This window comes from Pseudomonas sp. D4-21 (assembly GCF_051132125.1).
GTDB lineage: Bacteria > Pseudomonadota > Gammaproteobacteria > Pseudomonadales > Pseudomonadaceae > Aquipseudomonas.
This window is the reverse complement of the sequence record NZ_CP071664.1, coordinates 2944092-2968278: the sequence shown is the minus strand read 5'-3', so window position 1 is coordinate 2968278 and position 24187 is coordinate 2944092. Positions and strand designations below refer to the sequence as shown.

The following is a 24187-nucleotide window of genomic DNA, read 5'->3' as shown; positions in this document are numbered from 1 at the left end:
ATGACCGAGCCCAACCCTTCGCTCTATGAAATGCTGCTGCAAAACTTCAATGGTGAACTGGATTTGCATCGCGTCAGCGAGCAGGACCAGCACACGCTGTCGGTCCTGGACAACCTGCAACGCATCCTCAATAGCCGGGCCGGCAGCGTCAGCCATTTACCGGATTATGGACTTCCCGACATGGGAACCATTTTGCAGGGGCTACCGGCTACCGCCCATACGTTGGTGAAGGCCATGACCCATACCCTACTCAAATACGAACCGCGATTGACGGCGCTCGCCATTGAGCTACTGCCGCAATTACTGCCGGGGCATTTGGAGTGCGCCCTGGACGTGCAGTTGAAAGGAGGGCGCCGGGTAACTTTCGGTACCACGTTGGGAGCGGAGGGCAAAGTCCTGATGCGTCACCTGAAGCGACAGAACCATGTGGCGGCAACGGGAACGGATAACGCAAGGCAAGCGCGATGAGCGCGTTGTTTGAAGTGCATGTTCGAATCGGTGGCGATCCGCGCGGCTATGCTGAGTTCGTCGCTTTGCGCGACGAGTTGGCCAGATTGGGCCATGGCGCCTGCCCAGACGTGGATTGGCAAAAAGTCGAGCAGTTATGCCTTGTGCTGCTGCAACTCAACGGTGCGGAGCTGCAAACCGTCAGCTTCTATGCGCTGGCTCGAAGCCAGCGTCACGGTTTGGACGGCATGGTCCAAGGCGTTCGATTGTTGAAGACGCTCAGCAGTCAATGGCCCAGCCTGTGGCCGCCGTCGGTGCGGGTGCGCCTGGATACGTTGGGGTGGTTGTTCGCACAGCTGCAAACGCTGCTGCGTGGCCTGGCGCTGACGACCAACGATCAGCGCGCGTTGCTTGAGCTCGATGGTGCGTTGGGCTGCCTGACTGAGCGGCTGGCAAGCTACGCATCCACGCCGCTGCCGGCTCTCCAGTCTCTGCGCCAGCAGGTCAACCAGCTGATCCAACGTTTGGAACGATGCGATCAACGTATCGAAGCGGCACTGCTTCCCATGGGAATGACAGAGCCGGCATTGGCGATACCCATTGTGGTCCTGCCCCCGCCGGACATGACCCATCGTAAGGGGCACTTTTCGCCATGGCTGTGCGGCGCGGCGCTCGTCTTCGCTCTCGTCGCAGGGGTTGTCGGGTGGTGGATGAGCGCGAGGTCAGCGTTGGTCTTGCCCGCTCCGGTGCAGTTGGACAGCCTGTCGCTGTTCGATGTCGGCAGTTCGCAGCTCAAGCCTGGTTCGACCGATACCTTGGTCAAGGCCTTGGTGGATATCAAGGCCCAGCCAGACGGGTTGATCGTCATTTCAGGCCATACCGACGGGACAGGTTCATCGGAACAGAACCTGCAACTCTCAAACGCCCGTGCTGTTGCAGTGCGGGACTGGATGCAGCACGTGGGCAAAATCCCCGCCGGTTGCCTAGCCGTCCAGGGCGTTGCCGCCGGTCAGCCCATAGCTGGAGACGACACCGAAGCTGGGCGAAGGGCCAATCGGCGTGTCGGTATCCGCGTGGTGCCGCAAGTGGTGGCTTGTGAGCTTTCGGGGAAGGTTGGACAAGAGACGCCGCTTTGAACGTCCTCCTTGAAACCTGCTTCGGCCTACAGACGCAGCGTGGCAAATCCACTTTGGCGAGCATTAGGTTCCAGTGCATGAATGCCAAGGTAACCTCGAAGCGACGGACAGCATCAGGCTGGATCTAAATTAGATGTCAATCAAAATCAAAACTGTTGACGGCTATGATTATGCTCATCATCATAGAGCTGCCCCGACACGTATCGATGTCGGGCCCGACCCAGTTGCCGAGGAACACTCCATGACGATCCACAAACCCGTAGCCTTGGTGACCGGCGCTTCTTCCGGTATCGGCGAAGCCATTGCCAACTCCCTCGTAGCGGCCGGCTATCAGGTATACGGCACCAGCCGGCGCGGAGCCCGGGCCGATCATCAGGCGTATGAGATGCTGGCACTCGACGTGACCGACGATGCCTGCGTCGAGGCCGCGGTTGCGCAGTTGATGCGGTTGGAAGGGCGTATCGACCTGCTGGTCAACAACGCCGGTTTCGGGCTCGCCCCGGCCGCGGCCGAAGAAAGCTCGATCGACCAGGCCAAGGCGATCTTCGATACCAATTTCCTCGGTGTTGTGCGAATGACGCGCGCCGTTGTGCCGCATATGCGTCGCCAGGGTGTCGGTCGCATCATCAACATCGGTTCCATACTCGGCGTGGTATCCGTGCCCTATGTGGCGCTGTACGTGGCGAGCAAGCACGCGGTGGATGGCTATTCCCAAGCCCTTGATCATGAATTACGGACCCATGGCATCCGGGTCGTCGTCATCGAGCCCGGTTATACCAAGACATCATTCGAGAGCAACAGCCTGCAGGCTGACGCTAAGCTGGACCTGTACGAGGATATCCGGGGTAAGGTAACCAAGGTCGTCAATCACGCAATGGCCACGGCCGAGGGGCCCGATGTGGTCGCTGACGTGGTGCTCAAGGCCGCTCGCGCCGAGCGTCCGAAGTTGCGTTACACCGCCGGCAAGGCGGCAGCCCAATTGCAGTTCATGCGCCGCTTCGCGCCGGCGGGCATGCTGGATACCGGTATCCGCAAGGCGATGCAACTGGCGTGAATCTGCTCAACCGGGCCCACGACATTCGCCGCTCAAATGCACAGGAAAACAACCATGACCTTCAAAGCGCTGCTTGCCACCAAAACCGATGAAGCCATATCGACCGGCCTGGTCGACTTCACCGAAGAGGACCTGATGCCCGGTGATGTCACCGTCGCTATCGAATATTCCACGGTGAACTACAAAGATGCCATGGCCCTCAGTGGCCGCTCGCCGGTGATCCGCCAGTTCCCGTTGATTCCCGGCATCGACTTCGCCGGAATCGTTGAAAGCTCCAGCCACGCAGGTTTCCAGGCTGGCGACCGGGTACTGCTGAACGGTTGGGGGCTGAGCCAGACGCACCACGGCGGTTTCGCCCAGAAGGCCCGGGTGAGTGGTGACTGGCTCGTGAAGGTTCCGGACGTATTCTCGACCCGCCAAGCCATGGCCATTGGCACGGCGGGCTACACCGCGATGCTCAGCGTGCTGGCGCTGGAACACGGCGGCCTGGCGCCCGACGGGGGCGATATCCTGGTGACCGGCGCCAACGGCGGCGCGGGCTCGGTGGCGATAGCGCTGTTGTCGGGCCTGGGCTATCGGGTGATCGCGTCGACTGGACGCCTGGAAGAAGCCGACTATCTGCGTGACCTGGGCGCTGCAGAGGTGATTGATCGGCGCACCCTGTCGGAGCCGGGCGCACCGATTGCCAAGGAGCGTTGGGCGGGCGTCATCGACTCAGTCGGTAGCCATACCTTGGCCAATGCCCTGGCCCAGACCCGATACCGCGGGGTCGTCGCCGCCTTCGGCCTCGCCCAGGGCGCGGATCTGCCGGGGTCGGTGCTGCCTTTCATCCTGCGCAACGTGACCCTGGCCGGTATCGACTCCGTGAATGCGCCCCAGGCTGTCCGTTTGCAGGCATGGTCGCGTCTGGCCCGGGATCTGGATGTGGACAAGCTTGCTCGCACCACGCAGCTTGTCGGCCTGGCGCAAGTGCCGGAAGTCGCGGCTCGGGTGCTGCAAGGGCAGGTTCGCGGGCGCACGGTCGTGGATGTGAATGCTTGAGCGAAAGGACAAGCCAGCATTTATTAGCGGAGCGTTACAAGCATTCGGATGCCACACGCTGTAGCGGCTTCGCGCAAAAATTAATGAACATTTGCAGCACTGGGATATCGATTCTGTAACTGAACATTTCCGTGTGGGCATTCGGTCTCTAGCTTCGTTGGGCCACTGTCCGGGCGGTTAGTCGGCCAACGGGGCGAGTTTCCATGAATGGCAGATACCAGTGCAGCGTCGAGTACAACGGTCGCACCCTCAGGGGTGACGCTGACCAGCCGCTGATCGATTTCTTGGCAGAGCAGGGCATCGACCTGCCTCACGTCTGCTATCACCGCGCCCTCGGGCCGATCCAGACCTGCGATGTCTGTTGGATCGAGCATGATGGCGAGTTGGTCCGCGGGTGCGCGCTGCGTTCCGCCGACGGCATGAAGCTGGTGAGCGAAACGCCTCGCGTGAAGGCGGCGCAGGAGGAAGGCATGGACCGGATCCTTGCCAAGCACGAGCTTTATTGCACGGTCTGCGAGCACAACACCGGTGACTGCACGCTGCACAATACCGTCGCCGACATGAACCCCGTGATCCAGCGCTACAAATACCAGCGCAAGCCCTACAGCAAGGACCACTCGAACCCGTTTTATACCTACGATCCCGATCAATGCATCCTGTGCGGGCGTTGCGTGGAAGCGTGCCAGAACGTCGAGGTCAATGAAACGCTGAGCATCGATTTCACCCAGGCGCATCCAAGGGTGTTGTGGGATGGCGGAACCAAGATAGAGGGTTCCAGTTGTGTGAGCTGCGGTCATTGCGTCACGGTTTGCCCCTGCAACGCGTTGCTCGAAAAAACCATGCAGCCGGATGCCGGACCGTTGACGTCGATGCCCGAGGACATCAAGCGGCCGCTCATCGACGCGGTGAAGACGATCGAGAATACGATCGGTGCGCCGCCCATTACCGCTATTTCCGTCATGGACATGCACTGGCGCCAGCCTGAAATCAAACGCACCAAGACCGTGTGCACCTATTGTGGCGTGGGCTGCTCGTTCGAAATGTGGACTCGCGACCGCACGCTGCTCAAGGTGCAGCCAGTGGTGAACGCACCGGCGAACGGCATTTCCACGTGTATCAAGGGCAAGTTCGCCTGGGATTTCGTGAACAGCGAGAAACGCCTGACAACGCCGCTGATCCGGGAAAACGGCCGGTTTCGTGAAGCAAGCTGGGACGAGGCGCTGACCTTGGTCGCAGGCCGTCTTCTGGCCATAAAACGTGAGCACGGCGCCGATGCCATCGGCTTCATTGGCTCCAGCAAGGCCAGCAATGAAGAAGCTTACCTGACGCAGAAAATCGCTCGCCTGATCATCGGCACCAATAGCGTCGACAACTCCTCACGCTACTGCCAGAACCCCGCGACACAGGGGTTGTTCCGCACGGTCGGTTACGGCGGCGACGCCGGCACGATCGCCGATCTTGAGCAGGCGGACCTCATCGTCCTGGTGGGCAGCAACCTGGCGGAGAACCATCCGGTTATCGCTTCGAAAATCAAGGCCGCGCGCAAGCATCGAGGGCAAAAACTGCTGGTGGTCGATCCACGCAAGCATGAAATGGCGGAGCGCGCCGACCTGTTTCTGCAGATCAGGTCGAGCACCGACATAGTCTGGGCCAGCGCCATGTCGCGTTACCTGTTCGATCATGGCATGGCGGACGCGGCATTCCTGGAAGCGCGGGTGAATCAGGTGGACGAGTACCGACGCTCCCTGGAACCCTTTACCCTGCCATTCGCGTCGCAGGTCACCGGGTTGTCGGAGGCGGATCTGGTCAGCGCCGCTAACATGATCGGCAACGCCAAACGGGTCTGCCTGCTCTGGGCAATGGGCATTACCCAGCATAGCCATGGGGCCGACACCAGCACTGCACTGTCCAATCTCTTGTTGGTTACCGGCAACTATGGCCGCCCGGGAACCGGCGGTTATCCGATGCGCGGCCATAACAACGTCCAGGGGGCCAGCGACTTCGGGTGTTTGAAGAACGTCTATCCCGGTTATGAAAAAGTCACTGACGAAGCGGTTCGAGCCAAGTGGGCGAAGGCCTGGGGTGTGGCGCCGGAACGACTGTCCAACAAGGTCGGTGAAGACAACTTCCTGATGGTTCAGCATGCCGCCGAGCAGAAGATAAAAGCCATGTATGTGATCGGTGAAGAGACGGCGTTTTCCGACGCCGACACTGAAAACGTGCATGAGGCTTTCAGAAAACTCGATTTCATGGTCGTGCAGGACATTTTCTTCAGCCGCACCGCGCAGTTCGCCGACGTCGTGCTGCCAGGTTGCCCAAGCGTTGAGAAGGAGGGCACCTTCGTCAACACCGAGCGGCGGATCCAACGTTTTCATGAGGTTTTTCCGCCGCTGGGCAACAGCCTTCCAGACTGGCGCATCCTGACCGATCTGGCCAAGCGAATGGGCCATGACTGGGGATACGAGCATCCCTCGCAGATCTTCGCGGAGGTGGCCGGTATCGCCACCCTGTTCGCCGGCGCCAGCTATGAGCGCCTGGACGGTTGGAAATCTCTCCTCTGGCCAGTAAAGCCGGATGGCACCGATACCCCATTGCTCTATACCGACCGGTTCCACACCGACGACGGCAAAGCCGTGTTGTACCCGCTGGAGTGGAAACCTCCGGCGGAAGCGCCCGACAGCGAATTCGACCTGCTGCTGGACAACGGACGCATGCTGGAGCATTTCCAGGGCAACAACCAGACGGGACGTGGCGACCGTGTCGATTCGTTGTCACCGCATTGGTACGTCGAAATCAGTCCCGAGCTTGCAGACGAGCGGGGTATCCAGGATGGGACCCAGGTGCGGATCACTTCTCGCCGTGGTTCGGTCACGGTGCCGGTTCTGATCACCGATCGAGTGTGCGGCAAGGTGCTGTTCATGCCGATTCACCAGGGCAAGCCCGGCATTAATGAACTCACCGGGGAACATCATGATCCAGACGTCAACACGCCGGCCTACAAGGAAACCGCTGTGAAGATGACGATCCTGAGGGATCCCCCTCCGCAATCGGCATTGCCGCGCGGCAATTTCCGAAACGGCCACAGGACACCGAACAATGGCGTGGCTGTTGAGGTGAAGTGGGCCAGAGACGACTACGCGCCGATCGACGCACCGGCGCCCCATCCGGAGAGGTTTTGATGGCCGAACCTATTGATTACAACGTAAAACCAAGCAAGACCGAACCTGACGCGCAGGATGAACTCGATCGTCTGGTCCAGAGCCTCCATGAACACGGCGTGCTGCGCATGGCCAATGACCTGGTCTGTGCCAACACGGCGATTGCCAAAGTGCTGGTTGATGGCCTGAACAAGGAAGGCACGCTCAACGTCATTCAGAACCTGTCGATCCTGGCGATGGCACTGTCCCGCGTGCCGCCCGATGAATTCTATCGGCTGGTCTTCGCGCTGAAGGATGCCGGCGCTGCGGTCAGTCAATGGACCGCGCCCAACAACGACGACGTCGCGCCAGGCGTGCGGGGCGCATACCGTTTGCTGCATGACGAATCGCTTTGGCGCGCGATCTTGCCGCTCCTGGAGGGCTTGAAAGCGATGGGTGAGGGCATGAAGAGGCCGATCGATAAACCGATCAGCCAATTCTGCGGCAAACCCAGCGGCGCTTGAGCGGGGCCTGCCCATGGAATCGATGGATTCGGCGTTGATGCTAGCGCGCTACCAGTTTGCGTTCACCATTAGCTTCCACATCGTGGTTGCCGCATTTTCCATCGGCCTGGCCAATTACCTGATGGTGCTGGAAGCCCTCTGGCTGTGGCGAAAGCGTCAGGTCTATATGGACGTCTACCGATTCTGGCTGAAGATATTCGCCTTGACAGTCGCCGTGGGCACGGCATCGGGGCTGGTCATGGAGTTCGAGTTCGGGACCAACTGGAGCGCGCTGGCCAGCCGGGCGGGGGGCATCCTCGGGCCTCTGATGTTCTATGAAGTCATGGTCGCGTTTTTCCTGGAAGCAGGCTTCATCGGGGTCATGCTGTTTGGCATGAACAAAGTCGGGCCGCGCCTGCACTTCCTGTCTACATGCGCGGTCGCCGTGGGCTCGTTGTTCAGTGCATTCTGGATACTTTCAGCCAATTCCTGGATGCACACACCGGCGGGCTTCAGCATTGCCGGCGATGGCCGGTTCGTGCCCGAAGACTGGCTGCAGATCATATTCAACCCCTCGTTTCCCTACCGTATGGTGCACATGAGCATCGCCGCCTTTCTCGGCACGGCCACCCTCGTGGGCGGCGCGGGCGCGTGGCACTTGCTGCGCGACAATACCCACGCGCCTGCGCGAGTGATGTTCTCAATGGCACTGTGGATGGCGGCCGTGGTCGGGCCTATCCAGCTCGTCGCGGGGGACCTGCACGGCGAAAATACCCGAGATCACCAGCCGCAGAAGCTGGCCGCGATGGAAGGTTCCTGGCGACGCCCGGAAGCCGGCCAGGGCGAGCCGCTCAGGTTGTTTGCGATACCGGACCAGGCCAACCGCAGGAATGATTTCGAACTGGCGATACCCCATCTCGGCTCGCTTTATCTGCGCCACGACTGGACCGGCACCATACAGAGCCTTGATGATTTCGCGCCCGAAGACATCCCGCCCGTGGCCGTGGTCTTTTTTGCGTTTCGTATCATGGTGGGCATCGGCTTGCTGATCGTGGCCATGGGTATCGCCAGTCTCTTCTTGCGTTGGCGCGGCGGTCTGTTCGAGTGTCGATGGCTGATGCGCTGTGCGGTGTTCATGGCCCCGGCCGGGTTCGTAGCGATGGTTTGCGGATGGGTGGTTACCGAAGTCGGGCGCCAGCCATTCACGGTCTATGGCTTGATGCGCACCGTTCACAGCAGCTCGCAGCAACCGCTCTCATTCGTCCTGGGCAGCACACTCGCCCTGGTGATCCTGTACCTGCTGGTTTTCGGCCTGGGGCTGTTTTACCTGATACGCGCCATCAACCGACTGCCGGCAACTTCAACGGATGCCGACGATCAAGCCAGCGCAACGCGGAGGAAATCGTGATGTTCATCTCTGAAGCGCTGTTACCCAATCTGTCGGCCGCCGCAATTGCCTTTACGATCATCACCTACGTGATTCTGGACGGCACCGACCTGGGCGTCGGCATCCTCTTCGCGACCCGCCAACACCCCGACGATAAGCAGATCATGGTCAACTCCATCCTGCCGATCTGGGACGGGAACGAAACCTGGCTGGTGCTCGGTGGCGGCGGTTTGCTCGCGCTTTTTCCCGTGGCTTACAGCGTCTTGTTTTCCGCCCTGTATATCCCCGTGATCGCGATGCTGCTGGCATTGATTGTCCGGGCCGTCGCGTTGGAGTTCCGGGCCGACGCGCCTGCACGAATGAAGCGCTGGCTCGACGTCAGCCTCGTGACCGGCTCGTTGATCGCAACGCTTTGCCAGGGTGTCATCATGGGCAGCGTGGTACAGGGAATCGATCACCACGAGGGCCGGTTCGCCGGAAACGGTTGGGAGTGGTTGAGTGCATTTGCGCTGGCGTGTGGCGTGGTGCTGGTGATTGGCTACGCACTGCTTGGCAGTTGCTGGCTGTTCTGGCGAACCGAAGGCGCGCTGCAAGCGGCGGCCAGAAGGCAGGCGCGATGGCTGGGGTGGCTGACACTGGCAGGCATTGCAATCATTGTGATGTGGACCAGCGAGTTGGCGCCGTCCTATCGAGACCATCTTCTTGAATCGAACCTGAGCCCGGCGCTTCTGCTTGTTCAGTGCGCGTTGCTGGTCGGGTTTTACCGGGCTTTTTCCAGCCGATACCATTTCCTTCCGTTGTTTGCGGTATTGGGATGGTTTGGCACGGCGTTCGCTGCCGCGATCATTACCCTCTATCCGTTGATCCTGCCGCCGTCGCTGGCGATCAGCCAAGCGTCTGCTCCCGCTTCGAGCCAGGGGTTCATGCTCGTGGGATTCGCGGTGCTGGTGCCGGTCACGCTGGCCTACAACACGTGGGGGTTCTGGGTGTTTCGCGGTAAGGTCAAAGCGCAGTACTTCCCAGATCGATAAAGCCTGTCTTCATTTCCCGTCTCCGAATGGTGTGTCGACTAGTTTGTAGACATGCTTGTCGAGAGCGGGATTGCTACGGCATTGCCATTGCTGCACTCTAACTCTTCATTTTTGCATCGGGGCGGAGCATGGATTGGAGTGATGTGCGGGTCTTTCTCGCGATTGCCCGCAGTGGGTCATTGGGCGCTGCTGCCAAGCTGTTGGGTGTTAGCCATCCGACCGTGGGGCGGCGCTTGCAGGTGCTTGAACAGTCCAGCGGCCAGCCCATTTTCCTGCGTACCACCCAAGGTCTGATACTGACCGAGAGCGGAGAGAAGCTACTCAGCCTGGCGCAGCAAATGGAGCAAAGTGCGTTGGCCATCGAGCGGCGCCTTGCGGGCGACAGCGCGCAGCCAGAAGGTGTGTTGCGCATCTCCTGCGCTGACTGGTTTGCCTGTTACGTGCTGGCCCCGGTTCTGAGCGAACTGGGGCGACGTTATCCGTTGATCGTGCCCGAGGTCATCGCCGGGCATCGATTGTTCGACCTTGCCCGTCGCGACGCCGACATCGCGTTTCGGATCGTTCCTTTCACCGAACCCGATATTGTTCACCGCAAACTCACTTCCCTGAGCTATGGGCTGTACACCGCCGTCGGATCTCCTGACCTCGAGCCGCAGGGCGAGGGGGTTGGCTTGATTACCATGAGTGTCGCCCAATCACATTATCCCGATGTGCAGTGGCTGCGGCAGCGTTACCCTCTGGCCCGTACGGTGTTCACCAGTAGTAGTCGCACCGTCCAGGCGCAGATGTGCGCGCAAGGGCAGGGCATCGCTGTGCTGCCCCGCGCCCTGGGCGACCGGTTAACGGCGCTGCGCCTGATTGATCCGCATGAGGCGCCACCGGGCCGCGACATATGGATGGGCTACCACCAGGACATGCGGCAGATGGACAGCCTGCGTGCTCTTGCCGACCTTGCTTCCATCATGATCGGCAACCAGGCAGGCGGTTGACTCACTCCGCTGGGTGCATGGCTGTCGTTTGCAGTTGCGCAGCAGGTTGGCGCGCCAGGGTAAGGCTGAGTCCCGTGCCTACGACCAGGCATGCCGCGATACAGAGTATTGAGACGGTGAAGGCGTGGGTGATGGCAGCCGCGTCTGTGTCCGTGCCTAGAAGGGTGTAAAAAACTCCGCCTATTATCGCGACACTCAGTGATGTGCTGATTTGCAGAGTAGAGCTGGTAATGCCCGCAATCATGCCGGAGTACGCTGGCGCCACGCGCCCTGTGATCATGCGCATCAATGTCGGAAGGGCCAGTCCTTGTCCGAAGCCGATCAGAAACAGAATGACGGCAAGGGGTAGCGCAGCGGGGCTGACGGACATCGGCGTGTGCGCCACGAGCCAGGCCAGGAGCATGAGCCCCAACACTTCAAGTCCCATCCCGACCGGATTGACGTACGCCCCCAGCAAATGCCTGAAGTGAGGAGTGGAGAGCGGTCCCAGCAAAAAGCCCGCGCCGAAAGGAAGGAAGACGAGGCCTGCATTGAGTGGGCTCGTATGCAGCGCTCCCTGTAAATAAATAGAAAACAGCAGAAAAAACACGCCGATCGCGTAAAAGGTCAGAGCGACGAACAGTGCCCGGCCCAACCCAGGCGCGCGCAGTACGGCAGGATTCAGCAACGGCGCGCCTTGCGCTTGGTGCAAACGCGCTTCGTAGCGCCAGAACAGCCAGGCCAGCAGCGGCACCGCCGCAAGCGACAGCCAGGCCCACAAAGGCCAGCCCGCTTCACGCCCCTCGATCAGCGGCACGATCAGCGCTCCCAGCGTCACCATGGACAGTACCGTTCCGCCCAGATCAAGCTTGCTTGTATGTGGTGCGCGGGTTTCCTTGACCACCGCAATGGCGATCAGAATCACCAGTAACGCAATCGGTAAATTCACAAGAAATATCGCCCGCCACCCCAAGCCCATCAAGTTGAGCGATATCAATATTCCGCCAAGGGCCTGGCCGACTACCGACGCCAGACCAAAGACTGCGCCATAGAGGCTCAACGCCAAAGGTTTTTCGGACTCAGGGAATATGGCCTGCACTGAAGCGAGTGCCTGGGGCGCCATGACCGCTGCCGTCACGCCTTGCAGCGAACGTCCGGCGATCAACATCCAAGGTGACTCGGCGACACCGCAGATCAATGAGGCGATTGCAAAGCCAACCAGGCCAACGAAGAACATTCTCATGCGGCCGTAGATATCGCCGAGCCGACCCCCGGTGATCAATGTCACGGCATAAAGAGCCGCATATGACGAGATGATCAACTGTTCGGCGGAGGAGGCCGTGCCCAGCGATTGTTGAATCGAGGGCAGTGCTACGTTGACGATGAAAAAATCCAGCGGCGGTAAAAACGCACCGACCAACAAGATGGCGAACATCAACCAGCGCCGCGGTTCCGGGGGGGCGATTTTAATCTGAGGCATAAGGTCTCCTTCCTGGAACACTTCGGTTCCAGATATTCTCGATTGCGGGTCATGCTCTGAATCAGCTGACTCGAATCTAAACGATCAAACCTTCGCTGACGCCTCACATAACTGAACGGCCAATGTTCATTTTTGGCAGTGCCGCTCAGCCCCTGACTCCTCTCAAAATGGCCGTGCTGTGGTTTCAATCGAGCCACACAACCGAGGCTGAGGAGTCAGATATGTCAGGTAAATTCGCCAATCAGGTTGCAGTTGTCACCGGCGCATCCACCGGGATCGGATTTGCGATTGCGCAGGGTTTGATTGCAGAGGGAGCCAAGCGTGTTTACATCACGGGTCGCTCTGCAGCCACGCTGGAAGCTGCGGTGGCAAAGCTGGGCGACAGAGCCGTCGCGGTCATTTCGGATGTCGCGCGCCAGGCTGATCTCGATAAGCTCAAGGCGACCATTGTGGCCCGTGACGATCAATTGGACGCAGTGTTTGCCAACGCGGGCATTTGTGAAAAAAACCCGGTGGGCGAGACCACGGAGACGGCTTATTTCAATATGTTCGACATTAACGTAAAGGGCGTTTTTTTTACCGTTCAGACGTTAATGCCATTGTTGAAAGATGGCGCTTCGATCGTGTTGACGGCCTCTATCTGTTCCAGCAACGGGATGGAAGGGCTGAGCCTTTACAACGCATCCAAGGCCGCGGTGCGGTCCTTCGCAAGGACTTGGGCCAACGAACTCAAAGGTCGCAGGATTCGAGCGAATGTCCTGAGCCCTGGCTTCACCCGCACGCCTCTGATGGATAACGGCTTGAAGATGAGCGAACGCGACATCGCCGCGCTGCGACAACATGTCGAGCAGATCACTCCGCTGGGGTATATGGCCCAACCTGAAGAAATCGCCTCGTCGGCGCTGTTCCTTGCATCCGCCGATGCGAAATACGTCAACGGTGTGGAGCTGATGGTCGACGGCGGCCTGTCGCAGATCTGAACACTTGCTTAACCGCAGCGCAGCCCTCGCAGAGGGTTGCCTTTTTCGCTTTTGCGAAGTCTCAGCAGGGAACCTCATCATGAACATTGAAGAACTGAGCACCCGACTGAACGCCCTGGAAAGTCGCGCCGCAATCGAGTCGCTGATCAGCGCCTACGCCAATGCCTTCGATCGCGTTGACGTGTTGCTCCTGAGCGCAATCTGGCACGAAGAATCGACACTGGATTTACCGGGTTTCGGTAAGGCCGGAAACCGTGACGAAATCCTGGCGATGGCGCAAAACAGCTGGCACCAGATGCCTTATATGCACCACTGGATGGCCAACCCACTGATCGAAATCAAGGGTGACAGCGCGGCGGGTACGGTGGCCGCGGATTGCCTGTTCCATGACATTGAAAAAGGTCCGGTTCAAGCCAGTGGGCTGTACCACGACAGGTTTGAACGTCGCGACGGAAAATGGGCGTTCCTGTCACGTCGTTTTGAACTGCACTTTCTGACACCTTTAAAGGATTGGGTACCTGTAGCGGGCGATGAAAAGTACACAGCGGATCAACATCAGCGCCTGAACATGCTTTCACAGAAATGACGTGTTTGCATGACGTCCAGTGAGTAGTGAGTGGCGCGAACGACGAGCGCTGCCCGGTGTGAATGGATCGCCACGACCGGTAAAGAGTCAGAAATGATCAGCTAAACAGCCTGCCGGACGAAATCTAAAGACTCTCAGGGTCGCCAAAAAACATCTGGATCCGCGACCGCAACCAGCGTTCTCCCGGGTCATTATCCTGTGATCCCCGCCAAGCCATGTGCAGTTCGAAGCTTCGCACCGGGATGGGTGGGTCTTCGGCGCGCACGCCGCCGGCGGCGGTCAATGCGTCGGCGGTGTAATCGGGTACGGTGGCGATGATGTCGGTGCCCGATAACAGTGTGCTCAGGCCGTTGAATTGCGGAACCGCCAGTACCACATGGCGCTTGCGGTCGAGTTTTTCCAGTTCTTCATCGATAAAGCCGCTCAAATCCCCGGCGAATGACACCAGGGCGTGGGGCCGGGCGCAGAATTCGTCCAGGGTCAGCCGTCCCGGCGCGGTGTCGGCCCGTAGCACTTTCGGCGAACTGCGACGCAATACCTTGCGTTTGGCATTGGCCGGCAAGTCGTCGGTATAGCTGACGCCGATGGAGATTTCCCCCGAGGCCAGCAAGCCCGGCATCAGGATGTAATTGACCCGGCGCACCACCAGCACAATGCCCGGTGCTTCGGCTCGCAGGCGCTTGAGCAGCATGGGCAGGAGGGCGAATTCGGCATCGTCCGACAGGCCGATGCGAAACACCGAAGTGCTGGTGGCCGGGTCGAATTCCGCCGCCCGGCTGACCGCGGTGGAGATTGAATCCAGGGCCGGAGAGAGCAGGGCGAAGATTTCCACCGCTCGGGCGGTGGGTTCCATGCTGCGCCCGGTGCGCACGAACAAGGGGTCATCGAACAGGCTGCGCAGGCGCGACAGCGCGGCGCTGATGGCCGGCTGGCCGAGAAACAGCTTCTCGGCGGCGCGGGTCACACTGCGTTCATGCATCAATGTTTCGAACACGATCAACAGGTTCAGGTCGACACGACGCAGGTCATTACGATTCATCTGGGGTCCTGGCAGATTCGGCAAGCTTGACGTGGGCGGCCATATGGGAACAATGACCGGCATGAATCTTACGGGGAAAGGCTGGTACTCTGCATCGGGTAAATGCATTTTCTTAGGGATAAGTCCTACAGGACTGGTTAGGTTTTCTTGCTGCGGAATCAATGACAGGCATGTCGACTATTAATAGCCACTGGTGGTCTTGGCTACAAAGCCCGGATAGAGTTCATGGCATTAGAGGTTACTTTGACGAGGTTTGCGATGTCCCGCACGATCCGTTTTCACAAGTTTGGTGGTGCCGAGGTGCTCAAATGCGAAGAGCATGCGGCGGCTCTTCCTGCGCCGGGAGAAGTGCAGGTCCGCGTCGAAGCGATCGGCATCAGCTGGTATGACACCCTGTGGCGCCAGAACCTGGCGTCGTCCCAGGCGCGCCTGCCTTCGGGGCTTGGCCATGAAATGGCTGGCGTGGTCACCGCCATCGGCGACGGTGTCGACGATCTGGCCGTCGGCGACAAGGTCGCCAGCTTCCCCGCAGAGAGTCCGAACGATTATCCGGTGTATGGCGAGGTCATCGTGCTGCCACGCACCGCGCTGACTCGCTATCCCGACGTGCTCAGCCCAATCGAGGCCGCGGTGCATTACACGCCGCTGTTGATCGCCTACTTCGCCTACATGGACCTGGCACGGGTCAAGCCTGGGCAGTTTGCCCTGGTCACCGATGCCAGCCATTGCGCCGGTCCGTCGTTCGTGCAGCTGGGCAAGGCCTTGGGTGTGCGGGTGATCGCAGCGACCAAGACTGCCGACGAGCGCGAATATCTGCTGTCGCTGGGCGCCGAAAAGGTGATCGTTACCGAAGAGCAGGACTTGCTGATGCAAATCAACAAGCTGACGGACAATCGTGGCGTCGACGTCGTGTTCGACGGCCTTGGCGGTCCGCAGATGTCGCTCCTGGGTGACGTGCTGGCACCTCGTGGCAGCCTGGTGCTGTATGGCTTGCAGGGTGGCAACCAGACGCCATTTCCGGCTTGCGCGGCCTTCCAGAAGAACATCCAGTTCTTCGTGCACTGCATCGGCAATTTCACCGGCAAGCCGGAACTGGGGATTGTCCAGGACCAGGTGGCCTTGCAGCGCGCATTGCGTGATATCAACCAGCTCACCGCCGATCGTGTCGTGTTGCCACTCAAGACTCGGGTCTTTCCCTTCTCCGAGTTCGTCGAGGCCCACCGCTACATGGGCGAATGCCCTTGCCGCGAACGTGTTGCCCTTCAGGTGGTCGACCCCGCCTGATTCCCCTCCTTGCGCAAGAGCCAGCGGTTTCGGCTCTTGCGCGGCCCTGGCCTGCCTGGCCACGCGCCTTTTCATTGCGTCTTGCCTTATCCAAGGCGGCCCTGCGCCTGCTTGTGCGCGTTACCTATGCCGCTTTTCCCCGCGTTGAAAACCGAAGTCGCGCAACTGAACTGGTTTTTGGCGCCAATCTGTATCTTCTAATCATTATTTAAGTGCTGATAATTGAACGCTTGTTTCCAACTCAAGGAAGAAGTCGTGGCGCAATACAGACTTTACTCAGGTTTCGACCCTTCAGCGAATATTCAAAATGGCCCGGATGGTAGTTGCTTTGGTCCTGCCCGTCGATCATGGGGAAAATCGAGTTGGTCAACAGGAGAGTTGCTTTTCGGCATGTTCTTTATCTGTTGTCTCTCTAGTCTGTGGGAAGTTGTAAGAAATCTCCTAGGATGTAACGATTGTTCAGCGAGGGGCAATGATTGCGGGGTTTTCCTGGGCTCTGATGAGGCGGCGGGGTCAAGTTGCCTCGTATGTGTCAAATGATTACCCAAGGCAAATGTGGAGCGTATTGCCAATACTGTTGGCAATAACAAAGCAATATTCAGAACACTGCGTCGCGCAATCGGATTGGTGCGGGCGCGACGCCGATAATCGAATTTCCAGGTAAATGGTTATGAGTGCAATTCATGAACAGGCAATGACTTACGTTTACCAGCAAGTATTGCAACGCTTGCTGGATTTTTATTCCCGAGCGGAACGGACTGCACTGCAGCTCCTGATCCAACGCTTGATCGTCGCCGCTGGGGGCATCGAGCGAATCGGCGATTACCGGGTGCTGTCGGTGCAGAATGGGAGCCGGGAGGGGTTCTACGTCCTGACAGCCTTGCGAGCGGCGCAATTGAGCATCGCCGGTCGGCACCCGGCGACGTTCGATCTTCGCGTCGCCACGCCTCGCCTGGGGGAGACGACCCAGGCCAGCCTGGAGAATATTCATCGCTGCTACAGCGCGCTGTTCCTCTACGACGACCCCAGGGTGGAGCTGCTCATGGCCGACAACCGTGAGGTGGTGCCATTCGACCATCGCAAGGCACCTTCGGAGGCGTGGTATGAGTCCAATCGGACCCACATGCTGATGCTGGGCCACCTGCGTCCGTCCGACAGCCTCTTGGGCCTGGGGGATGAGGGCTACCTGGCAATGGCGGAATTCTACAGGCATGTGGCGCGCTGGGAGTCGGGCGTCGATTCATGGGTCAGCAGCGACACGCCACGCCAGCAGAAGCAATTCATGGCGGGCCTTCATCGTGCGACCCGCAAGGTCGGCCAGCCTGTCGATCCGAGTTGTGGCTTCGACGGCCTGTTCATGCAGCTCGACACGATAGGCGGCGATTTCTTCCAACAGTTCTATGGCCGGGCCCGCCTGGGGCCGTGGCGGCCCGAAGGTCAGTTCGAGGCCTGTCGGCGGATAGGGCATATCAGCATCGACGACCTGATCGTCGATCGCCTGGAGGAAAACAACTGGCCTCTGTTCAGTGAATTTCTGCGGGTACGTCCCGATGGGCTGGTTGCGCCAACGATCGAGCATGAGTTCCTCAGTCCGTTCCTGTCCGCTCACCTGTACGGCTTGCAGGCCTGCTATCTGCAAGGCCGCAGCTATGAAACCGGCTATGGCGACTATGTGCAGCGCACTGTCATGCTCATGCATCGCAAGCAATTACCCCTCCATGTCTGCCAACAGGTCCAGGAACTGTTCGGCTCGCCGGCGGCCATCCCCGAGCGTCGCGCCCAGGCAGCCAACGAGGTGCAAAACACCCTGAGGCTCAATGAAACCCAACTGGTGTGCATGCTGTTTGCGCCCTTCGTGGACAATGGCGCGGGGCTGGAGCATTTCCTGCGCTGTAGCCATCCGGGCATGCTGGTGGCAATGCCGGACCTGCACAAAGCCTTGCAGGGAGGGACCGTCGCCGATCAGGTTGCGCAATGGATGGTGGATGTCAGCGGCCTGTCTATCCCGATGCTTGGCAAGTTGTACCGCGTCCGACTCGTCCCTGCGGAACGGGGGGCGGTTTCGGTGGTCGGCCCGCAATCAGTCGAGCAAGGCTTCGATACGGATGAAGATGAGCAGGGTACCGATGGATTGCGCGAACGCTCGGCGCGACGCTGAGGAACGGGGTTTGAAGGGGTTGGCTTTTCTCGTCCCGGCACGGCTGGCCATGGCTCGTATCGTTGGCGCGGGCTCATGAAGGTAGGCCGGGAAACAGATTTCGCCTACCAGGCGGTCTACCGATACCTGACGAACCTCATCAATGAGCTTGGCGCAGACGCCAAGGTGCGATTGCCATCGTTGCGGCAGTTGTCCGAGCGCCTGAGCGTATCCATCTCGACGATCCAGTACGCCTACTCGCTACTGGAGAAGGAAGGGCGCGTGTATTCGATCGCCAAGTCCGGTTACTACGCGTCGCCGGTGCCCTGCGTTGCCGACCTGGGCGACGGTGAGGATTTGCTCGAAACCTTGTATGTCAACGCCCGCAGGCCTGGCATGCTGGTGCTCAGCGATGATGAGCCGGCTTCCCTGCAGCCGCTGGACAGCCCGCTGCTTTTGCTCGAGCGCGAGTTGCTCCGCCAATACCCGCGCGCTTCACAATTGCCCTCACAACCCTGGGGCGAACAGGAGCTGCGAACGGCCCTTGCGGCTCGCTATACGTCTTCACCGGCCCGATGCTGGAATGCCGACGACGTTTATATCGGTGCCGACCTGCGAGGTGTCCTGGAGATCCTCATCGCGGTATTGGCCCTCAAGGGGGCGACGGTGCTGATGGAGTCGCCCGGCGACTGGACTGTCCTGCGCCTGCTGCAAGCGGCCGATGTGCAAGTGATCGAGCTGCCATCACCGGCGGGCGGGGACATGGACGTCGAGCAACTGGAGCGATTGCTTGCGAGCGAAACGGTGAGCCTGGTGGTGCTGTCCTCGGTCTTGAGCATGCCCAGGGGGACGCGCGCGAGCGAGGGTAATCGCCGCGCCGTGGCGCGGTTGCTCGAACGATACGGTACCTGGGTGCTGGAGAACGATAGCTACACCGACTTGGTATTCGAGCCAGGGAGCACGCCATTTCGGGATCTGCTGGACCCGGATCGCCTGATTGTCTACTCCACGTTCGAGAAAACCATCGGTGCCGAGGCGCCCTACGGTTACGTGCTGTCCAGGCAACTGACGTTGACCTTGCAACGGCACTTCCTGCTGCGCGCATTTCGCCTGTCGCCGATTCGCCAGAAGGCGATTGCACGCCTGTACAGCAATGGAAGGATCGACCAGCACCTCCTGGTCTTGCGCCGCTTGCTACGGGAAAGCGCCGCGTCGACCTCGCAATTGTTGCGCGAGCGGGTGAGTGATTGCCTGCAATGGGTGGAGCCCGAAGGAGGGGCGACGGTCTGGGCGCGAACTTCGCGCCCAGCTGACATGCGCCGGGTCTTTCAGCGCCTGCTGGCCCGTCGAATCGTCATCGCGCCGGGAGAATTGTTCAGCATCCAGGGGATGTACGGCCAGCATCTGCGCCTGACCCACGCATTCAGCTCAGTGGACGATCGGCAGGCCGCCCTATCTGCATTGGCCGACGCTTTGAAGCTCGAGCAATCTTGATCGCTGGGCCAGGGATCGAACCCATCGCGTGATGGTCGAACTGTCAGTAAACTGCATCCATTTTCGAGCCACTTCATTCCGAGGTTTTGCATGACAGTCAGTCCATTTGCGGGCAAGCCGGCACCGGCAGAGTTGTTGATCGATATCCCGCGACTGGTTACGGCCTATTACACGGGCCGACCCGATGCCTCGGTCGCGACCCAGCGCGTCGCTTTCGGCACCTCGGGGCACCGCGGCAGTTCTTTCGACCTGGGCTTCAATGAATGGCATGTGCTGGCCATCAGCCAGGCGATTTGCCTTTACCGCGAAGCCCAAGGTATCGATGGGCCGCTGTTCGTCGGCATCGACACCCATGCGTTGTCGACCCCCGCGGCAGCCAGCGCCCTGGAAGTGCTGGCCGCCAACGGTGTCACCGTGATGATTGCCGAAGGCGATGAATACACCCCTACGCCGGCCGTTTCCCACGCCATCCTCTGCTACAACCGAGGCCGCACCACTGGCCTGGCCGATGGCATCGTCATCACGCCGTCCCATAATCCGCCGCAAAGCGGTGGCTACAAGTACAACCCCACCAACGGTGGCCCGGCGGATACCCATATCACCAAATGGATCGAAGCCAAGGCCAATGAGCTGCTCGCCAACCAGCTGGCCGGCGTCAAGCGCATCAGCTACGAACAGGCGCTCAAGGCCGACACCACCCACCGCCATGATTTCCTCAATACCTACGTGGCAGATCTGGTCAACGTCATCGATTTTGATGCCATTCGCAATGCCGGGTTGCGCTTGGGCGTCGACCCGCTGGGTGGCGCGGGCGTGCGCTACTGGCCGGCCATCGCCGAGCACTATCGACTGGATCTGGACGTGGTCAATACTCACGTCGATTCGACCTTCCGCTTCATGACGGTCGACTGGGATGGGCAAATCCGCATGGACCCATCCTCCAGTCACGCCATGCAAGGCCTGATCGGCCTGAAAGAACGTTTTGACGTGGCGTTCGCCTGTGACCCGGATCATGACCGCCACGGTATCGTGACTCCGAGCGGCGGCCTGCTGGCGCCGAACAACTACCTGGCAGTGTCGATCGACTACCTGTTCCAGAACCGCCCGCAATGGCGTGCCGATGCCGCTGTCGGCAAGACTGTCGTCAGCAGTGGCCTGATCGATCGCGTGGCCAACCGTCTGGGACGACGCCTCTATGAAGTCCCGGTGGGCTTCAAGTGGTTTGCCGATGGGCTGTTCGACGGTTCCCTCGGTTTCGGCGGCGAAGAAAGCGCCGGCGCCTCGTTCCTGCGCAAGGACGGTGGCGTCTGGAGTACCGACAAGGACGGTCTGATTCCGGCGTTACTGGCTGCGGAAATGACCGCTCGCACGGGTCGCGATCCAAGCCAGGCCTATCGCGCCCTGACGGATGAGTTGGGTGAACCGTTCTCGGTGCGGGTCGACGCCAAGGCCAGCCCGCAGCAAAAAGCACTGCTGAGCAAGTTGTCGCCGGACCAGGTCCAGTCCACCGAACTGGCCGGGGAGGCGATCAAGAACATCCTCAGCCATGCGCCAGGCAACGACCAGGCCATCGGCGGCCTGAAAGTGATGACCGAGAACGGCTGGTTCGCAGCGCGTCCGTCGGGCACTGAAGACATCTACAAGATCTATGCGGAGAGCTTCGTGAGCGACGAGCACCTTAAACAACTGGTGGTCGAAGCCCAGGCGCTGGTGGACGGGGCCATTTCCGGGCAGTAACCGAACGTTACGCTCCCCCCTGTATTTGCAGCGATGCCAATACAGGGGTGGGTGACCCTGCTCGCGAAGCATTGCCATGCCAGCAAACCTTGCGATACCAACCTGCCATGGCACTTTCATTTCATCGCCTAAATCCATGACTTAAAAGCTTTTGGCTGGAATCCGCCGGTAAATCCAGACACCATAGTCGCCATGGTTCTGAACTCCGGAGTCCCCAAGCGTGCCGCAACACCGTCCCGATCTTCCCTCCGACCTCTTGCCCCTGGCCCAGATGCCCTGGTTCAAGCGCCTGGCCGCGCGTTTATTCGGCCACGGCCTGACACGTTTGCGCGCCCAACACCGGGCGTCCTGGCTGCACGGTCAGGCCGATGGCTTTCGAAGCGGCCACACCGCCGGGTTTGACTATGGTTTCAGTGAAGGCAAAGCTGAGGGGTTGGAAGAGGGTCGCCAGGTCCTGTTGATCCGGGATTCGCGAAGCACTGAACATCCCGCTCCCCAAGTCGATGACCTGCTGTTCGATGACTGGCGCTTCCCCCTGACGGCCGAGCTGAAAAAACGCATGAAGGCTGACGTTGCCCGGCTGTTGCCGGCGCAGGCGCAACCCAGCAGCGCCCAATGGAAAATGATCTTCAGCGATACGCCGGCGACGTCGGTCGTTGCGGGCGCGGGCGCGGGCAAGTCCACCACCTTGGTGCTGCGCATCGTGCTGCTCTCACAGTACCTGGGCTTCGAGCTGGGCTCGATGACCGTGGTGACATTTACCCGGGAGTCGCGCAAGGATTTCATCGAGAAGCTCATCTCGGTCTTTGCGCTTTGGGGGCGGGCGATCGGGTTGAAGGAGGCGCGCGAACTGGTGCGCACCTTCCATTCTCGTATCCTGCCCATGGTCCGCAGTTTGCCGGGATTCGAGCGGCTCCAGGCGTTCGAGACCCTGAGCCATCGAACCGGGCCTGATGATGAGGACGGCCAAGGCAATCCGTTCGATCTGCGCATCAACGATGCCCAGCGCCAGCAGCTCAACGCCTGCTATCACGGGCTTTATCAGCGTGACGAGCGGTTCCGTGCGCTGATGACGTCACTTTCCCGTCACGCCTTGCAGCTCAAGGAACTGGAGCGCGACCACCCGGATGTGCAAAAGCGCATCGCTGTGACCGAGCTGGCGGCCCAGCGCGACGAAGCGTTGTGCGATGCGATCGAAGACCTCTGGTTTCGCGCGGGCGTCTGGCCGATCAAAGGGGTTGAGCCCAAGCGCGAAACGTTTGAGATCAATGGGTCGAGGTTTCATTGCCACGGCTACATACCGACCCTCGATGCCTGGGTGATGCTAGGGTTCGATCCGCGAGAAAATACTCAACTGAGTCGGCCCGGCGCCAAGCTCAGCCTGCGCGCCGAATGGGCAGTTAAGCGAACTCTGTTTCAAGCTTTCTGCCGTAAGCCGTTGATTTGGCTCGAAAGCTATGAAGAGGCCGGGCGGGTCCTCGCCTCGCTGGCGGGCAACGGCACGGCGGGTCCCGGCTTTGATTACAAGATAAAGGGCGAGTTGGCTTCGGCACCGTTGCTGGATTGTTTCGTTTCGGCGGCGGGCTTCATCGAAAACCTCGGCCTGGATGTCCCGGACGCCGTGGGCAGGCTGTGTTTCTCCAAGGACGACCCGGATCGGTATTTTTTCGAGGCGCTGAGCCGTTTCTGGCGGGCTTTCGAGGACCATTTGCTCGACCAGTCCCCTCCGGTCATGACCTACAACCGGATGTTCTCGCTGTTCAGCGAGCATTCGCCGGAGAACTTCAAGCTGCTCGATGACGCGCTGCTGAGGTCGATGTCACATTTGATGATCGATGAGTTCCAGGACGTTTCGCCACAGATCGTCTCCTGGCTGCGAGCGACCCTAAGTGAGGTGCGCAAGCGCGGGCCCGCCATGCATGTGGGGCGGGGCGCCCAGCGGTCGTCGTTGCTGTGCGTGGGTGACGACTGGCAGTCGATCTACGGGTGGCGTGGCAGTTCGCCGAGTTTTTTCGTGGGATTCAACAAGCAATTTCCATCACCGGCGAATACGCGGGTCATGCTCACCGAGAATTACCGCAGCCACCAATACATCATCGACGCGGCCGAACATATCGTTGGTACGACGCCTTCCATTCCCGGCAAAAAAGCCAAGGCCAGTGGAGAGCCTCGTTCGCCGAGCCCGGTCAATGTGCTGGAGCGGGACGACGAAGGCTTGGCGAGGCGGCTCGGCGAGCACTACCGCAACGGCGATTCGATCTTGATGTTGTATCGAAAAAGTAGCGATAAGCTATTGATACAAAAGTATATTGAGCCAACAGTTAAGGTGGATTCTAGCTTACCGTATTCTCAAAGGCGCCTCAGGCAGATGACCTACCATAGCGCCAAGGGTCTCCAGGCGGATGCGGTGTTCTTGATAGGCGACTGCCAACATTTGACCCGTTCGCCGTACAAGAACCAGGTGTATCGAATGGCTGGGTTGGGCCAGGAAGGCGACGCCGAACCTTACGACTCGGCGCAGCGCGATGAGATCCTGCGCTTGGCGTATGTGGGCATTACACGGACGGTGCAGCATTGCTACTGGTATGTCGATGGTCAAGACAGCCAGGCGGCTAACGCACCGAAGGCCTCGGACCGGGTCGGGGTAGGCAAACCGTTTTTCGCTGATCACCGCCGTGCGCGCGGCTGAGCTGCCTTGGCAAAACTCGTAACGACAAAAAAGCCCACATAAAAATGTGGGCTTTTT

General features: G+C 60.0%; 18 protein-coding genes. 16 read left to right on the top strand and 2 right to left on the bottom strand.

Annotated elements, in window-relative coordinates:
* The 9 genes from tssE to J3Q04_RS13220 all read left to right on the top strand — a co-directional run bounded on the left by tssE (window position 1) and on the right by J3Q04_RS13220 (window position 10725).
* Window positions 1-468, top strand: coding sequence for a type VI secretion system baseplate subunit TssE (gene tssE / locus J3Q04_RS13260; RefSeq protein WP_434611350.1), 468 nt, complete (start codon window positions 1-3; stop codon window positions 466-468).
* Entirely contained in the window at window positions 465-1583 is a 1119-nt protein-coding gene (locus J3Q04_RS13255) for an OmpA family protein (RefSeq protein ID WP_434611352.1), read from the top strand. The genes tssE and J3Q04_RS13255 overlap by 4 nt, the downstream gene beginning before the upstream one ends.
* 241 nt (window positions 1584-1824) lie before the next feature.
* On the top strand, window positions 1825-2637 hold the full coding sequence (locus J3Q04_RS13250; RefSeq protein WP_420764019.1) for an oxidoreductase: 813 nt from the start codon (window positions 1825-1827) through the stop codon (window positions 2635-2637).
* 54 nt (window positions 2638-2691) lie between these two features.
* Window positions 2692-3678: an acrylyl-CoA reductase (NADPH) gene (acuI, locus tag J3Q04_RS13245; RefSeq protein ID WP_420764018.1), complete on the top strand. Its 987-nt coding sequence runs from the start codon at window positions 2692-2694 to the stop codon at window positions 3676-3678.
* Window positions 3679-3881: 203 nt separating this feature from the next.
* Window positions 3882-6857, top strand: coding sequence for a formate dehydrogenase subunit alpha (gene fdhF / locus J3Q04_RS13240; protein ID WP_434611354.1), 2976 nt, complete (start codon window positions 3882-3884; stop codon window positions 6855-6857).
* Complete coding sequence (locus tag J3Q04_RS13235; protein WP_434611356.1) at window positions 6857-7339, top strand: DUF1641 domain-containing protein; 483 nt, start codon at window positions 6857-6859, stop codon at window positions 7337-7339. The genes fdhF and J3Q04_RS13235 overlap by 1 nt, the downstream gene beginning before the upstream one ends.
* A gap of 13 nt (window positions 7340-7352) precedes the next feature.
* Window positions 7353-8726 (top strand): cytochrome ubiquinol oxidase subunit I, encoded by a 1374-nt coding sequence (locus J3Q04_RS13230; RefSeq protein ID WP_434611359.1) that lies wholly within the window; start codon window positions 7353-7355, stop codon window positions 8724-8726.
* Complete coding sequence (gene cydB / locus J3Q04_RS13225) at window positions 8726-9736, top strand: cytochrome d ubiquinol oxidase subunit II (RefSeq protein WP_434611361.1); 1011 nt, start codon at window positions 8726-8728, stop codon at window positions 9734-9736. The genes J3Q04_RS13230 and cydB overlap by 1 nt, the downstream gene beginning before the upstream one ends.
* A 128-nt stretch (window positions 9737-9864) precedes the next feature.
* Window positions 9865-10725: a LysR family transcriptional regulator gene (locus J3Q04_RS13220; RefSeq protein ID WP_434563984.1), complete on the top strand. Its 861-nt coding sequence runs from the start codon at window positions 9865-9867 to the stop codon at window positions 10723-10725.
* Between the two features lies 1 nt (window position 10726).
* Here J3Q04_RS13220 and J3Q04_RS13215 read toward each other — a convergent pair whose 3' ends face one another.
* A complete protein-coding gene (locus tag J3Q04_RS13215) occupies window positions 10727-12184 on the bottom strand; it encodes an MFS transporter (RefSeq protein ID WP_434611363.1) in 1458 nt (485 codons plus the stop codon).
* 221 nt (window positions 12185-12405) lie between these two features.
* Here J3Q04_RS13215 and J3Q04_RS13210 point away from each other — a divergent pair, with 221 nt between their 5' ends.
* The gene (locus J3Q04_RS13210; RefSeq protein ID WP_434611365.1) at window positions 12406-13164 is read left to right on the top strand and encodes an SDR family NAD(P)-dependent oxidoreductase; all 759 of its coding nucleotides are present in this window, start codon (window positions 12406-12408) and stop codon (window positions 13162-13164) included.
* 79 nt (window positions 13165-13243) lie between these two features.
* Entirely contained in the window at window positions 13244-13750 is a 507-nt protein-coding gene (locus tag J3Q04_RS13205; RefSeq protein WP_434611367.1) for a nuclear transport factor 2 family protein, read from the top strand.
* Between the two features lie 124 nt (window positions 13751-13874).
* Here J3Q04_RS13205 and J3Q04_RS13200 read toward each other — a convergent pair whose 3' ends face one another.
* On the bottom strand, window positions 13875-14789 hold the full coding sequence (locus J3Q04_RS13200; RefSeq protein WP_420764013.1) for a LysR family transcriptional regulator: 915 nt from the start codon (window positions 14787-14789) through the stop codon (window positions 13875-13877).
* A 258-nt stretch (window positions 14790-15047) separates the two neighbouring features.
* Between J3Q04_RS13200 and J3Q04_RS13195 the strand changes: the two genes are divergently transcribed.
* From J3Q04_RS13195 to J3Q04_RS13175, 5 genes are all read left to right on the top strand, one after another.
* Entirely contained in the window at window positions 15048-16073 is a 1026-nt protein-coding gene (locus tag J3Q04_RS13195; RefSeq protein WP_420764012.1) for a zinc-dependent alcohol dehydrogenase family protein, read from the top strand.
* A gap of 670 nt (window positions 16074-16743) precedes the next feature.
* Window positions 16744-18231 (top strand): hypothetical protein, encoded by a 1488-nt coding sequence (locus J3Q04_RS13190; protein WP_420764011.1) that lies wholly within the window; start codon window positions 16744-16746, stop codon window positions 18229-18231.
* A 75-nt stretch (window positions 18232-18306) separates the two neighbouring features.
* On the top strand, window positions 18307-19704 hold the full coding sequence (locus tag J3Q04_RS13185) for an aminotransferase class I/II-fold pyridoxal phosphate-dependent enzyme (protein ID WP_434564005.1): 1398 nt from the start codon (window positions 18307-18309) through the stop codon (window positions 19702-19704).
* Between the two features lie 90 nt (window positions 19705-19794).
* On the top strand, window positions 19795-21441 hold the full coding sequence (gene pgm / locus J3Q04_RS13180) for a phosphoglucomutase (alpha-D-glucose-1,6-bisphosphate-dependent) (RefSeq protein ID WP_434611371.1): 1647 nt from the start codon (window positions 19795-19797) through the stop codon (window positions 21439-21441).
* Between the two features lie 220 nt (window positions 21442-21661).
* Window positions 21662-24130, top strand: coding sequence for a UvrD-helicase domain-containing protein (locus J3Q04_RS13175; RefSeq protein WP_434611373.1), 2469 nt, complete (start codon window positions 21662-21664; stop codon window positions 24128-24130).
* Window positions 24131-24187 lie beyond the last annotated feature (57 nt).